The following is a 12,488-nucleotide window of genomic DNA, read 5'->3' as shown; positions in this document are numbered from 1 at the left end:
AGGTACCACGATGACCCAGGCGCCGGAATACGTCGCCTACGCCCGCATGGACGAGCTGCACGAGCTGCAGAACCCGCGCAGCGACGCGCGCGGCGAGCTGAACTTCATCCTGATCAGCCACGTCAAGGAACTGCTGTTCCGCGCCGTCACCGACGACCTGGACACCGCCCGCGCCGCCCTCGACCGCGACGACGTCGCCGACACCTGCCTCGCGCTCTCCCGCGCCGTGCGCACCCAGCGGGTCCTGGTCGCGTGCTGGGAGTCGATGAACGGGATGTCGGCCGACGAGTTCGTGGCGTTCCGGCACGTGCTCAACGACGCCTCCGGTGTGCAGTCCTTCGCCTACCGAACCCTGGAGTTCGTGATGGGCAACCGCCCCCGCGACAAGGTGGAGGCGACCTATGAGGACGGTCACCCGCTGCTGCGCGCGGAACTGGCCAAGCCCTCGCTCTACGACGCCGTCCTGGCGCACCTGGCACGGCAGGGCTACGCGATTCCCCAGGATTGCCTCGAGAAAAGTCCGGCGCAGCAGCATGAACTGAGCGCGGGCGTGGAAAGTGTCTGGTTGGAGGTGTACCGCGACACCGGCAAGCACCACGAGGCGCACCGCCTCGCCGAGGCACTGCTGGAGGTCGCCTACCAGTTCTCCCACTGGCGGTCCACGCACCTGCTGGTGGTCGAGCGGATGCTCGGCGGCAAGGGCGGGACCGGGGGCAGTGACGGGGCGCCGTGGCTGCGGGCGATCAACGAGCACCGGTTCTTCCCGGAGCTGTGGACGTTCCGCACCCGGCTCTGAACAGAACACTCGAGCCAGACACCGAGCGGGACGCGGACCCAGTCAGACACCGACCGAACGGGAGGGACGAATGAGGGAACTCGGCAGGGAAATGGCGACAGGAGCCCTCCAGGACGCGCGGCGCCTGTGCGACCAGGACCAGGTGTTCACGTTGCAGGGCAGGGAATGGCACCAGCTGGCGGGCGTGGTGGGCAGTGAGTACAACACCTCGACCGGGCTGTTCGCCGACTGGCTGCCCTACGCGGGCGCGGCCAGCATGCTGGAGATGGGCTGCGGCTGCGGGGTCGCCGCCGTGACCGGTGCCCTGGCGGGCTGCCGGGAAGTGGTGGCCGTCGACATCAACCCGCACGCCGTGGCCAGCACCAAGCTCAACGCCGAGCGCCACGGGGTCGGCGACCGGGTGGAGTGCGTGGAGAGCGACCTGTTCGCCAACCTGGGCCCGGACGCGCGGTTCGACCTCGTCTTCTGGAACTCGCCGTTCATCGACGGCGACACCGAGCGCGCCGACGGCGACTACTTCGCCGACCACTTCTTCGACCCCGGCTACCGGCTGCACGAGCGGTTCCTCACCGAACTGCCCCAGCGCCTGACCGAGGGCGGCCGCGCGTTCCTGGGGTTCAGCTCCGCGATGGGCGACGCGGACGAGGTCGCAGCGATCGCCAAGCGCAACGGTTTGGAGATGCGGCCGTTCCGCTCGGAGAGCTTCTCGGTGCCGCAGCACGAGATGGGCACCGCCGAGGTGTTCCAGCGCGCCGCCGACGAGCGGGGTGAGATCGTCATCGACCTCTCCCTCGTGGAGCTGGTCCGATGAGCGAGCTGCTGACCGAGCGGCCGCCGTTCACCGAGCCGCACGTGGCCCCGCGCCAGTGGGAGTACGTCCGCGACGCCCTGGAGAACGGCAAGCTCGACGGCAACGGCCCGTACACCAAGCAGGCGGCCGCGGTCGTGCGCCGGGTGACCGGGGCGACGGAGGCGCTGCTGACGCCGTCGTGCACGCACGCCCTGGAGATGGCGGCGATCGCGCTGGACATCGAGCCCGGCGACGAGGTGATCGTCCCGGCGTTCTCCTACGCCCCGACCGCGTGCGCGTTCGCCTTGCGGGGCGCCAAGTTGGTGTTCGTCGACAGCCACCCGGACACGCTCAACGTCCGCGCCGACCACATCGCCGCCGCGGTCACCGACCGCACCAAGGCGATCGTGGTGCTGCACTACGCGGGCGTGCCGTGCGAGATGGACCCGATCATGACCGTGGCCCGCGAGCACGGGCTGGCCGTGGTGGAGGACTCGGCGCAGGCCTTCGGCAGCACCTACCGGGGCCGACCGACCGGGAGCTTCGGCCGGTTCGCCGCGCTGAGCTTCCACGCCACCAAGAACGTGCACTGCGCCAAGGGCGGCGCGCTGCTGGTCAACGACCCGGCCGACGTCGACCGGGCGAGGATCATCCAGGACCGCGGCACCGACCGGCACCACTACTTCCAGGGGTTGGTCAAGGAGTACCAGTGGGTCGGCCTCGGGTCGAGCTCCATGCTCAACGAGTTGCTGGCCGCGCTGCTGGCCGCCCAGCTGGAGACCTTCGACGAGGTCCAGGCCCGCCGGGGCCACTGGTGGAACACCTACGACGCAACGCTGCCGGGGTGGGCGCGCGACAACGGCGTGGCGACCCCGTACATCCCGGCGCACACCAACCACTCCGCGCACCTGTACTACCTGGTCCTGCCCACAGAGGACGCGAAGGACGCGCTGCTGGACCACTTGGCGCGACGGGGTTTGACCGCGACCATCCACTACCTCGCCCTGCACGACACGCCTGCCGGTCGCCGTTTCGGCCGCCGGGGGCCGGGTGGGTGCGCTGTCGCGGAAGCGTTGCCGCGCAGGCTGATCCGCCTGCCGATGCACGTGGGCATGGCCGCTGACTACCAGCGGCGGGTGATCGAGGCGATCACCGACTTCCGGCCCTGAGCGCGCCCGCACCACCGAACTGACCGCTGAACGGAATGGAGAGACGATGCAGCACACCCGTGTGACGCCGGTCCGATCCTGCCGGGTCTGCGGTGCCGATGACTGGCACACGTTCCTCGAGCTGGGCCGGGTCCCGCTGGCGAACTCGTTCGTCACCGACGAGTCGGTCCCGGAGGAGATCTTCCCGCTGGCCCTGATGTCCTGCCGCGAGTGCAGGCTGATGTCGCTGACCCACGTGGTCGACGAGCACGACCTCTACGACCACTACTTCTACGTCAGCTCCCCGTCCCGGTTGATCCACCGGCACATGGAGGGCCTGGCCAAGCACTACCGCGGCGCGCTCGACCTCGGCGCCGACTCGCTGGTCGTGGAGATCGGCAGCAACAACGGCGACCAGCTGGCGAAGTTCCAGCCGCACGGCTGCCAGGTGCTGGGCATCGACCCGGCGCAGAACATCACCGCGCAGGCCCGCGACCGGGGCGTCGACACCCGCACCGACTTCTTCACCGAGGAGGTCGCCAAGAGCGTGCGCGCCGACCGCGGCCAGGCCGACCTGATCATGGCCAGGCACGTCATCGCGCACATCGACGACCTGCACGACCTGGTCGCAGGCGTGCGGGAACTGCTGGCGCCGGACGGGTTCTTCGCGCTGGAGGTCCCGTACCTGGTCGAGCTGATCAACCGCCGCGCCTTCGACACCGTCTACCACGAGCACCTGTCGTACTTCCTGGTCGGCACGCTGCAGCGGCTGTTCCAGGAGTTCGGCATGCGGGTGGTCGACGTGGCCGGGTTCGACGTGCACGGCGGGTCCATCGTGGTCACCGTGGCGCACGACGACTCGCGGCACCGCACCAACCCCGACACCGTCGACGCCCGGATCAAGGCCGAGGCCGACGCGGGCCTCTACCGCGACGACGCCTACGACGGCTTCGCCGACATCGTCGACACCCTGCGGGCGTCGCTGCGCGCCAGCCTGCTCGACCTGCGCGGCGAGGGCCTGCGCCTGGCCGGGTACGGCGCCTCCGCCAAGGGGGTCACGCTGCTGACCACCAGCCAGGTCCCGCCGGGCTCGCTGGACTTCTGCAGCGACACCACCCCGGAGAAGCAGGGCACGCTCATCCCCGGCCTCGGCATCCCGGTCGTCTCGCCGGAGGAAGCCGCCGAGCGCGAGCCCGACGTGTACGTGCTGCTCGCCTGGAACTACCGCGACGAGATCCTGGCCAAGGAGGCCGACTTCCTCGAGCGCGGTGGCCGGTTCTTCGTCCCCATCCCGGAACCGCGGCTGGTGGGGGCCGAAGAGCTCGCGGCGGCGGCCGGTCGCACCGTGTCGACGGGGGCGCGCTCGTGACCCAGCAGACCATCCAGCAACCCGGTCAGCGCGACACCCAGCAGACCGACTTAGGCCCGCTCGTGCCGGTGCTGTTCGGCTTCTCCGCCTTCCAGCAGCTGCGCGCGGCCGCCGAGCTGCAGCTGTTCGAGTACCTGACCCTCAACGGGCCCTCGAGCTGCGAGCAGGTCGCCGACGGGCTGCGGCTGCCGGTGAAGTCGGCGCGCAAGCTGCTGCTGGGCACCACCGCGCTCGGGCTCACCGACCGCGGCCCCGACGGGTACGCCCCGGCCGGGCCGCTGCGGGAGGCGCTGGAGGACGGCACCTGGCCGCTGATCCGCAACATCATCGACTTCCAGCAGCGGCTGTCCTACCTGCCTGCCAAGGAGTACGCGGAGTCGTTGCGCACCGGCAAGAACGAGGGCATCCGGCACCTGCCGGGCACCGGCGCGGACATGTACACCCGGCTGGAGCAGACCCCGGAGCTGGAGAACCTGTTCTTCCGCGGCATGAACTCGTGGTCGGAGCTGTCCAACCCGGTGCTGCTGCGCCAGGTCGACTACAGCGGCGTCGGGCGGCTGCTCGACGTGGGCGGCGGTGACGCGGTCAACGCGATCGCGCTGGCCAACGCCCACCCGCACCTGCGGATCACCGTGTTCGACCTGGAGGGCGCCGTGGAGGTGGCCAGGGACAACATCGCCGCCGCCGGGCTCGCCGACCGGGTCGACGTGGTGGTGGGCGACATGTTCGGCGGCCCGATGCCCGACGGGTACGACATGGTGCTCTTCGCCCACCAGTTCGTCATCTGGTCGCCGGAGCAGAACCAGGCGCTGCTCAAGCGGGCGCACGACGCGCTGCCGCCGGGTGGCCGGGTCGCGGTGTTCAACGCCTTCGCCGACGACGACGGGCGCGGCCCGCTCTACACCGCGCTGGACAACGTCTACTTCGCGACGCTGCCGTCGGAGGACTCGACCATCTACGAGTGGCGCGAGCACGAGGAGTGGTTCGCCGGTGCCGGGTTCGTCGACATCACCCGGGTGACCAACAACGGCTGGACGCCGCACGGGGTCCTGGAGGGGCGCAAGCGCGATGCCTGAGCAGAGCCTGCTCGACCGCGAGTACTCCCCGAGCTCGGTGGCCCGTGACGCCGCAGGGACGTTGCGGCGCTACCGGTCCCGGGGGGACGCGGCGCGGGCACGGCTCGCTGTGCACGAGTCGGTGCCTTACGGCGCCGAAGCGGGGGAGAGGTGCCACGTGTTCCCCGCCGCCGGCGCGGGTGCCCCCGTGTTGGCGTTCGTGCACGGCGGGCACTGGCAGGAGTCCGGCATCGACGACGCCTGCTTCGCCGCCGAGGACGCCGTGGCGCAGGGGCTGGCCTACGTCGCGATCGGCTACGGGCTGGCCCCGGCGCGCACGGTGCCCGAGATGGTCGACTCCGTCGCGCGGGCCCTGGCCTGGCTGGTCGAGACCGGTCCGGAGTACGGCATCGACCCGGACGAGGTGCACGTGGCGGGCAGCAGCGCGGGCGCGCACCTGCTCGCCGCCGCGCTCACCCGCCCGGCCACCCCCCGGGTGCGCACGGCGTGCCTGGTCAGCGGCCTCTACGACCTGGCCGAGATCCCGCGCACGTACGTCAACGACGCCGTCGGCCTCACCGCCGAGCAGGCCGAGGCGCACAGCCCGGTGCTGATGCCCGCGCCGCGCTGCGACGCCGTCCTGCTCGCCGTCGGCCAGCACGAGACCGGCAGCTACCTGCGCCAGCACGCGGCCTACGCGGCGCACCTCGGGGCGCTCGGCGTCGCGGTGACCGCGCGGATCGTGCCCGACCGCGACCACTTCGACCTCCCGCTGGACCTGGCCGACCCGGCGACCCCGTTCGGCCGGGTGACCGCCCGCCACCGGGGTACTCAGACACGGGAAGGAACGGTGAGCACCGCACCATGAGGTACCTGATCACGTCCATGCCGGTCCTGTCGCACCTGCTGCCGCTGGTGCCGCTGGCCCAGCAACTGGTGCTCGACGGCCACGACGTGCTGGTCGCGACCAGCGGCGCCGCGGCGGACGCGGCCAGGCGCGCCGGGTTGACCACGGTCGACGCCGGTGGGTCCCGCGACGCGCGGGCGCCGTATGACCGGCTGCTCGACATCATCGAGTCCGGCAACGCGGGTCACGGCCCGGTCGACGAGGACTCGCTGACGCTGCACGGCGAGTACTTCGGCGAGGTCGGCCTGCGCATGCTCGACGACCTGCTCGAGATCGGCCGGGCCTGGGGCGCCGACGCCGTCGTCTACCCCGGCATCCACTCCGCCGCGCTCGTCGCCGCCCACCAGCTCGGCGCCGTCGGGATCCTGCACGGCTACGGCTCGCCGCTGCCGACCTTCGAGCCCGCGCTCGCGCACATCCTGGCCTCGCGCCCGGACCTGCCCGACCGGGTGCCCGAGGCCGGGATCGAGATCGACGTGCTGCCGCCGTCGCTGCCGAACTTCGCCGAGCTGCCGTGGACCAACGGCGTCCCGGCGCACCGGCTGACCATGCGGTACGGGTCGTTCAACGGCGCCGCCGACGTGCCGCGCTGGCTGCTCGGCGAGCGCGAGGTGCCCAGGATCGTGCTGACCTGCGGGTCCGCCGAGGCCCAGTCCCGCCGGGGCGCGACCTACCGGCAGATCCTCGAGGCACTCGACGGCACCCCGTGCGAGGCGGTGATCCTGGCCGGGAGCGCCCAGCTCGACCTGCTGCCCGACCCGCTGCCGTCGTGGGTGCGGCTGGAGAGGTGGCTGCCGCTGAAGTTCACCCTGGACCACTCCGACACGATCGTGCACCACGCGGGCTCCGGGACGGTGCTGACCGCGTTCGACTCCGGCCTGACCCAGGTGGGCATCCCGATGCCCGGCACGGTCAGCGTCGGCAACGCGCGGTGGCTCCCGGCCTCCGGCGCGGGCACCATGCTCGACCTCGGCGCGCTCGACACCGACGAACTCGCCAAGGCCGTGGTCGCCGCGCTCACCTCACCGGAGCAGCGCGCGGCGGCGTTGGCGGTGCGGCGCGAGATCCACGACATGCCGTCGGTGCGGGAGGTCGCGACCCGGGTGAGTGCGATCGTCGCCGAGCACTCGGCAAGCAGGCAGGCAGTGAACGGGGTCGAGCCCGTCGGGGGGCGGCGATGAGAGCCGCGGTCGTCGGTGGCGGTCCCGCCGGGCTGATGACCGCGCTGCTGCTCATCCGGCGCGGTGTGGCGCGGGAGGTGGTGGTGTGGGAACGCGACCGCGAGGAGAACGCCGGGTTCGGCGTGATCCTGCCTCCCGAGGCCGACGCGTTGCTGCGCCGTGCCGCGCCGCACTTGGCCGACGAGTTCGCCGAGCACGTGGTGCGCTGGGAGACCACAACCGTCGAACGTGACGGTGACTCGTGGACCACCTCCGCCACCCCGGACCTCGCCGCCATCGCGCGCGCGACGCTGAACCGGTTGCTGTGGCAGGAATGCGTGTCGGCCGGGGTGATCGTGCGCGAGCGCGTGGCGCCCCGGCTGCACGCCCTGGCCACCTCCTACGACCTGGTGGTGTGCGCGGACGGCGCGGGATCGCTGGCCGACCAGGCCGGGTTCGACGTGTCGCTGAGCCAGGTCGGACCGCGGTACGCGTGGCTCGGACTCGACCGCGCCGTCGACGGGTTGACGTTCCTGACCCGGCCGGTGGCGGGCGGGGTGTTCATGGCCCACGCCTACCCGTTCGCCAGTTCCGCCAGCACGTTCCTGCTGGAGGGGCCGCGCGCGATCGACCCGGAGGACATCCGGGCGCTGTTCGGTCTGCGGGTCAGCACTGGGACCGGGGACGACACCTACCAGTGGCGCACGTTCCGCGAGCGGGTCGTGCGGCCGTGGTCGTTGGGCAACATCGTCCTGGTCGGTGATGCCGCGCACACCACGCACTACTCGATCGGCCACGGCACCTATCTCGCCTTCGCCGACGCGGAGGCGTTGGTGGACGCCTTGGCGGGGGCGAACACAGTTGGGGCGAACACAGCGGGCGCGAACACGCTGGCCGCGGCGCTGCGCGTTTACGAGGACACCCGGCGGCCCGCGGTGGAATCGGCCCAAGACCTCGGCCGGGCCAGCGCCGCGTGGTTCACCCAGGCGGTGGACGAGCTCGACCGACCCCTGAGCCGGTTCGCCGCTAGCCTGCTGACGCGGGGCGGTCGACTGCTGCGTGACCACGAGCCGTAGCCGCCCAGCCGCACGAGGCTCGCGGGTGCCGAACCCCGAGCGCGCCGAATCCCCGACTGGGAAAGGACTTCCGCACCGTGAAGAGCGCCCGGCCGCCACTGGTCGTCCACGACGCCCGCACCAACAACCTGACCGGTGTCAGCGTGCGCATCCCCTCGCCCGCGCTCACCGTGGTGACCGGCGTGTCCGGGTCCGGCAAGTCCTCGCTGGTGTTCGAGACCATCGCCAAGGAGTCGCAGCGCCAGCTCAACGAGGTCTTCCCGCTGTTCATCCGCAACCGGCTGCCCAAGTTCGAGCGCCCGGACTTCGAGCGGATGGAGAACCTGGCGCCCGCGATCGTGGTCGACCAGCGCAACCTGGGGCGCAGCGCCCGCTCCACGGTCGGCACGCTGACCGAGGTGCACGCGATGCTGCGGGTGTTGTTCTCCCGCCACGGCAAGCCGAGCGCGGGGGAGTCCACCGCGTACTCGTTCAACGCCCCCGACGGCATGTGCCCGGAGTGCGAGGGTCTCGGCGAGGTGCTCAGCGTCGAGGTGGACCTGTTGCTGGACAAGACCAAGTCGCTCAACGAGGGCGCCATCGCGCACCCGAACTTCGCCGTGGGCACGAACTACTGGAAGCGCTACGCCACCGCGCACTACCACGTCGACCAGCCCGCGAAGAAGCTCGGCAAGGAACTGTTCGACGCGGACAAGCCGGTCAAGGACTACACCAAGGACGAGCTGGAACTGCTGTTGTACGGCAGCGGGTTCCAGACCGACCGGCTCGACGACCTGGGCAACGTCGCGGTCAACGACTACGAGGGCTTGGTCGACCGGTTCACCCGCCGCTTCGTCAAGCCGGGCCTGGACTCGCTCAAGGCCAACGACCGCAAGCACGTCGAGCCGCTGGTGGACAAGAAGGCCTGCCGCGCCTGCAAGGGCACCAGGCTCGCCGCGGCGGTGCTGAAGTCGAAGATCGACGGCTACAACATCGCGGACGTATCGGCGATGCAGGTCACCGAGCTGATCGACGTCCTGGCGAAGATGGAGAAGACCATCGGCGACGGCTCGGTGCTGCGGCCGCCGCTGGCCGCGCTCACCCGCATGGACGAGGTCGGGCTGGGGTACCTGTCGCTGGACCGGTCGTCGCTGAGCCTGTCCGGCGGTGAGGGCCAGAGGCTCAAGACCGTGCGGCACCTGGGTTCCAGCCTCACCGGCATGACCTACGTGTTCGACGAGCCCAGCGTCGGGCTGCACCCGCGCGACGTGGAGCGGCTCATCGCGCTGCTGCACCAGTTGCGGGACAAGGGGAACATCGTCCTGGTCGTCGAGCACAACCGGGCCGTCATCGAGGCCGCTGACCACGTCATCGACATCGGCCCCGGCGCCGGTGCGCGCGGCGGCTCGGTCACCTTCGAGGGCACGCCCGCCGCGCTCGCCAAGAGCGACACGATCACCGGCCAGGAACTGCGCAAGCCGATCCCCGAACGCGAGCCGCGCGAGTTCACCGAGCACCTCAAGGTGCGCAAGGCCGACCTGCACAACCTGCACAACGTCGACGTGGACTTCCCGCTCGGCGTGCTGACCGTCGTCACCGGCGTCGCGGGGTCGGGCAAGAGCACGCTGGCCACCAAGGTGTTGCCGCAGCAGCACCCGGACGTCGTGGTGATCGACCAGAGCGCCGTCGGCATCAACCCGCGCTCGACCCCGGCGACCTACGCCAAGATCTGGGACCACATCCGGAACCTGTTCGCCCGCGAGCACGACGTGAAGCCCGGCCTGTTCAGCTTCAACGCCGAGGGCGGCTGCCCCACCTGCAAGGGCCGGGGCACCATCACCAGCGACATGGCCTACCTGGACCCGGTGACCGTGGTCTGCGAGACCTGCGGCGGCCGCCGGTTCGACCCGGCCGTGCTGGAGTACAAGGTGGGTGGGCGCTCCATCGCCGACGTGCTGGAGACGACCATCGAGGAGGCCGTCGACCAGTTCGAAGACGAGACGGTCACCGAGCGGCTCAAGGCGTTCCTCGACGTCGGCCTCGGGTACCTCACCCTGGGCCGGTCGCTCTCGGAGCTCTCCGGCGGCGAGCGGCAGCGGGTCAAGCTGGCCAGCAGGCTCACCGCCAAGGGCTCGGTGGTGATCTTCGACGAGCCCACCTCCGGCCTGCACATGGCCGATGTGCGGCACCTGGTCGACCTGTTCGACCGGATCATCGACTCCGGCAACACCGTCATCGTCATCGAGCACGACCTGGACGTGGTCAAGGTCGCCGACTGGGTGATCGACCTCGGACCCGGCGCGGGCACCGAGGGCGGCCGGATCGTCTTCGAGGGCGTCCCCGCCGACCTCGTCAAGCACAAGGACAGCCTCACCGGACGACACCTCGCCAAGGAGAGGAGCTGACTGCCCATGACAGCCACCACCCGGGCCAGGGACACCCAGCCTGGAGCCGTCACCACGGACACCATCCACGGGGCGTTCACGCGCACGGCCCGCGAGCACGCGACGCGTGAGGCCATCTCGGACGGCGCCACCACGCTGACCTACGGCGACCTGGACGCGCTCACCACCCAGATCGCCCACGCGCTGCGCGACCGGGGACTCACCCCGGGGCAGCGGGTCGGCGTGCACCTGGACCGCTCGCTGGCGACCTACCAGCTGTTCCTCGGCGTGCTCAAGGCCGGCTTGGTCGTGGTGCCGTTCAACCCGGGCCACCCGGCTGAGCACAAGGCCCGGATGCACCGGGTCGCCGAGCCTGTCATCACCGTGACCGACGCGGCCGCCGAGGGCATCCCGGCGGACACCTGCGTCCCGGTGACCGACCTGCTCGACGCCGCCCGGCGGTCCGCCACCGAACCCGTGCGGGTCGAGGTCGACCCGGGCGCGCCCGCGTTCGTGCTGTTCACCTCCGGCTCGACCGGCGAGCCCAAGGGCGTCGTGCTCGCGCACCGGGGGATCGCGCGGGTCTCGCGGCACCTCACCGGGTTCACCCCCGGCCCCGGCGACCGGTTCCTCCAGCTCGCCCAGCCGTCGTTCGCCGCGTCCACCACCGACATCTGGACGTGCCTGCTGCGCGGCGGCAGGCTCACCGTGGCGCCGCAGCAGGTCCCGCCGCTCAGCGACCTGGCGCGCCTGATCACCGCCGAGGGCACCACGGTGCTCAACCTGCCCGTCGGCCTGTTCAACCTGCTCGTCGAGCACCACCCGGAGACCATCGCCCAGGCCCGGTCGGTGATCGTCAGCGGCGACTTCCCGTCGGTGTCGCACCTGGAGCGCGCGCTCGGCGTGATCGGCGGCGACCTGTTCAACGCCTTCGGGTGCACCGAGAACTCCGCGCTCACCGCCGTCCACAAGATCACCGCGGCCGACCTGGTCAGCGCGGAGGTCCCGGTCGGCTCGCCCATGCCCGCCGTCGAGCTGACCGTGCGCGACGAGGACCTGGCCGAGTGCGCGCCCGGCCAGATCGGGGAACTCTGCATCTCCGGTGACGGCGTCGCCATCGAGTACCTCGGCGACCCGGAGCTGACCGCCCGCAAGTTCGCCGAGCACGATGGGCGGCGGCTGCTGCGCACCGGCGACCTGGCCAAGCGCACCGACGACGGCGAGATCGTGCTCGCCGGTCGCACCGACCAGATGCTCAAGGTGCGCGGGTTCCGGGTCGAGCCCCGGCAGGTCGAGGTGACGGCGGAGGAGTTACCCGGGGTGCAGCGCGCCGTGGCCCAGGCGGTGCCGTCCGACGGCGCGGCCGACCAGCTCGCCCTGTGGTGCTTACGCGCGCCCGACCAGGAGCTGTCCGAGCGCGACCTGCTCGACCACCTGCGCCAGAACCTGCCCGACTACATGGTCCCCGCCATCGCGGAGTTCCTGGACACCTTCCCGCTCAACGCCAACGGCAAGGTCGACCGCAAGGAACTCGCCTCTCGTCTGAACACCCGCGCTACCAACCCGACCAACCCGACCAGCGAGGACTCCGGTGACCGGCTCGCCGAGACCGTGCGCGCCACCCTCGTCGAGGTCACCGGCGACGACCGCATCGGCCTGGACGACGGCCTGATCGAGGCCGGGGTCACCTCGCTGCACCTGATCGACCTCGGGGCGCGGCTGGAGGAGGTCCTCGGCGTCGTGCTGGGGCCCGACGAGATCGTCGACGCGGGCACCGCCCGGGGCGTGGCCGACCTGGTCCGGACCAAGCGGAGCCAGGCCTGA

Annotated in this window: 10 protein-coding genes; all 10 read left to right on the top strand. The window is 71.4% G+C overall.

Going from position 1 to position 12,488, the window contains the following annotated elements:
• Positions 1-10 precede the first annotated feature (10 nt).
• The 10 genes from LV79_RS18655 to LV79_RS18610 all read left to right on the top strand — a co-directional run bounded on the left by LV79_RS18655 (position 11) and on the right by LV79_RS18610 (position 12,488).
• Positions 11-796, top strand: a complete 786-nt coding sequence (locus tag LV79_RS18655; protein ID WP_253838429.1) for a tryptophan 2,3-dioxygenase — start codon at positions 11-13, stop codon at positions 794-796.
• 70 nt (positions 797-866) lie between these two features.
• Positions 867-1,607, top strand: coding sequence for a methyltransferase (locus LV79_RS18650; protein ID WP_253838427.1), 741 nt, complete (start codon positions 867-869; stop codon positions 1,605-1,607).
• On the top strand, positions 1,604-2,755 hold the full coding sequence (rffA, locus tag LV79_RS18645; RefSeq protein WP_253838425.1) for a dTDP-4-amino-4,6-dideoxygalactose transaminase: 1,152 nt from the start codon (positions 1,604-1,606) through the stop codon (positions 2,753-2,755). Before LV79_RS18650 ends, rffA begins: the two co-directional genes overlap by 4 nt.
• Positions 2,756-2,801: 46 nt before the next feature.
• Positions 2,802-4,103 carry a class I SAM-dependent methyltransferase gene (locus LV79_RS18640; protein WP_253838423.1) on the top strand — a complete coding sequence of 434 codons (1,302 nt, stop codon included), beginning with the start codon at positions 2,802-2,804 and terminating at the stop codon, positions 4,101-4,103.
• Complete coding sequence (locus LV79_RS18635) at positions 4,100-5,179, top strand: methyltransferase (protein WP_285469955.1); 1,080 nt, start codon at positions 4,100-4,102, stop codon at positions 5,177-5,179. Before LV79_RS18640 ends, LV79_RS18635 begins: the two co-directional genes overlap by 4 nt.
• Complete coding sequence (locus tag LV79_RS18630) at positions 5,172-6,026, top strand: alpha/beta hydrolase (protein WP_253838420.1); 855 nt, start codon at positions 5,172-5,174, stop codon at positions 6,024-6,026. The genes LV79_RS18635 and LV79_RS18630 overlap by 8 nt, the downstream gene beginning before the upstream one ends.
• Entirely contained in the window at positions 6,023-7,246 is a 1,224-nt protein-coding gene (locus LV79_RS18625) for a glycosyltransferase (protein WP_253838419.1), read from the top strand. Before LV79_RS18630 ends, LV79_RS18625 begins: the two co-directional genes overlap by 4 nt.
• Positions 7,243-8,301 (top strand): FAD-dependent monooxygenase, encoded by a 1,059-nt coding sequence (locus tag LV79_RS18620; RefSeq protein ID WP_253838418.1) that lies wholly within the window; start codon positions 7,243-7,245, stop codon positions 8,299-8,301. The genes LV79_RS18625 and LV79_RS18620 overlap by 4 nt, the downstream gene beginning before the upstream one ends.
• 77 nt (positions 8,302-8,378) lie before the next feature.
• The gene (locus tag LV79_RS18615; RefSeq protein ID WP_253838417.1) at positions 8,379-10,685 is read left to right on the top strand and encodes an ATP-binding cassette domain-containing protein; all 2,307 of its coding nucleotides are present in this window, start codon (positions 8,379-8,381) and stop codon (positions 10,683-10,685) included.
• 6 nt (positions 10,686-10,691) lie between these two features.
• Positions 10,692-12,488 carry a non-ribosomal peptide synthetase gene (locus LV79_RS18610; protein ID WP_253838416.1) on the top strand — a complete coding sequence of 599 codons (1,797 nt, stop codon included), beginning with the start codon at positions 10,692-10,694 and terminating at the stop codon, positions 12,486-12,488.

Origin of the sequence: Actinokineospora globicatena (genome assembly GCF_024171945.1) — a bacterium.
GTDB classification, from domain to species: domain Bacteria; phylum Actinomycetota; class Actinomycetes; order Mycobacteriales; family Pseudonocardiaceae; genus Actinokineospora; species Actinokineospora globicatena.
The sequence above is the reverse complement of the archived record's forward strand: the minus strand, read 5'-3'. Positions and strand labels throughout refer to the sequence as shown.

Coding starts and splice junctions, on each gene's coding strand:
- LV79_RS18620 (WP_253838418.1), top strand. CDS start 7,243: ATGAGAGCCGCGGTCGTCGGTGGCGGTCCCGCCGGGCTGATGACCGCG.
- rffA (WP_253838425.1), top strand. CDS start 1,604: ATGAGCGAGCTGCTGACCGAGCGGCCGCCGTTCACCGAGCCGCACGTG.
- LV79_RS18630 (WP_253838420.1), top strand. CDS start 5,172: ATGCCTGAGCAGAGCCTGCTCGACCGCGAGTACTCCCCGAGCTCGGTG.
- LV79_RS18655 (WP_253838429.1), top strand. CDS start 11: ATGACCCAGGCGCCGGAATACGTCGCCTACGCCCGCATGGACGAGCTG.
- LV79_RS18650 (WP_253838427.1), top strand. CDS start 867: ATGAGGGAACTCGGCAGGGAAATGGCGACAGGAGCCCTCCAGGACGCG.
- LV79_RS18625 (WP_253838419.1), top strand. CDS start 6,023: ATGAGGTACCTGATCACGTCCATGCCGGTCCTGTCGCACCTGCTGCCG.
- LV79_RS18610 (WP_253838416.1), top strand. CDS start 10,692: ATGACAGCCACCACCCGGGCCAGGGACACCCAGCCTGGAGCCGTCACC.
- LV79_RS18640 (WP_253838423.1), top strand. CDS start 2,802: ATGCAGCACACCCGTGTGACGCCGGTCCGATCCTGCCGGGTCTGCGGT.